Annotated in this window: 1 protein-coding gene and 1 pseudogene; one reads left to right on the forward strand and one right to left on the reverse strand. The window is 66.2% G+C overall.

The window, feature by feature from the left end; genetic code table 11:
- Window positions 1–41: 41 nt before the first annotated feature.
- A pseudogene (locus AC0L3I_RS36800) lies at window positions 42–1,046 on the forward strand (IS91 family transposase); the annotation flags it as partial.
- Window positions 1,047–1,083: 37 nt separating this feature from the next.
- Here AC0L3I_RS36800 and AC0L3I_RS36805 read toward each other — a convergent pair.
- Window positions 1,084–1,471 (reverse strand): hypothetical protein (locus AC0L3I_RS36805; protein ID WP_473530214.1); only part of this gene is annotated, 388 nt, incomplete at its 5' end.

The raw sequence follows: 1,471 nt of genomic DNA on the forward strand, positions 1-1,471 counted from the left end.
ACTGGATCTGCCCATAAGGCAGGTAATGGGCGACGCCCATTACCTGCAGCAACCGCCACTGCCCTAAGTGCCAGGGCGCGGCGGCGCGGACATGGCTGGCCGAGCGGGAAGCCGACCTGCTGCCGGTCGGCTACTTTCATATCGTGTTCACGCTGCCGGCCGAGGTCGCCGACATCGCCTTCCACAACAAGGCGGCGGTCTACGACCTGCTGTTCAAGGCGGCATCGGAGACGATGCTGACGATCGCGGCGGATCCGAAGCATCTCGGCGCGCGCATCGGCATCACCGCAGTGCTCCATACCTGGGGCTCGGCGATGACACACCATCCGCACGTGCACATGATCGTGCCGGGCGGTGGCATCTCGCCGGACGGAAGCCGGTGGATATCGTCGCGCCCGGCCTTCCTGCTCCCGGTGCGGGTGCTCGGCAAGCTGTTCCGCCGCCTGTTCCTCACCCGGCTGGTAGCGCTACATGACGCCGGCCGGCTCGCCTTCTTCGGTCCGATGGCGCACCTAGCCGAACGCCCGGCCTTTCTGCGCCACCTTGCTGCCGTCCGGAGGACGCGCTGGGTGGTCTACGCCAAGGCGCCGTTCGCGGGACCGGAGGCGGTGCTTGCCTATCTGTCGCGTTACACGCACCGGGTGGCAATCTCGAACCGCCGCCTCATCCGCTTCGATAAGAGCGGCGTCACCTTCCGCTACAAGGATTATCGCCGCGACGGGGTCGACCGGCAGCAGGTCATGACGCTCGCAACCGACGAGTTCATCCGCCGCTTCCTGCTCCATGTCCTGCCGCGTGGCTTCCATCGCATCCGTCACTACGGCTTGCTTGCCGGCTCCGCCCGCAAGGCCAGCCTCGCGCTTGCGCGCACACTACTCGCCGTCGCGCCGCCCGCCAGCAACGATCCATCGGCCGAACCAGACAACTTCCGCCCGTCATGCCCCTGCTGCGGCGGACGCATGATCGTCATCGAGGTGTTCGAACGATGGAGGCAGCCGCGCGGACCGCCACACGGTTCCCCGTCGACCGGGAGCAGCACGCCATGACCCGGCATGGAATGGTTCAGCCTTCAGCTGCAGGCACTCAGCCTCCGGCAACGGAGCGACGCACGTCTATGGTGATTATCGACGCCGACAGAGCCGCGTCCGGCCACGCGCCGAGCCGACAATACCGCGTGGCCGGAAGAGGACGCTCTCCGTCCGGATCAATCCGGGCGCTTCCCGACGGCGGTCGCGCCATCCCCGACACCAGCCGGAATCCGAAATCCCCATAGCCATCGCCTGTGGCCCGCGGGTTCCTTCCTCGGGGACTTTCGTACGCCTGCCGGCGCCCGAAACTCTTCACGTCAACAGAACGGCCGCTTTGTTGCGCCGCTTCCTGATAGCTGCCGGACTGCTTACGTGAAGATCCTATGGGGATGAAAGGCGACCAGCGCTCTGCCAGAGTGAAGTTGCCAAACATCACCTGGAGG

The organism is Mesorhizobium sp. WSM4840 (assembly GCF_055811755.1).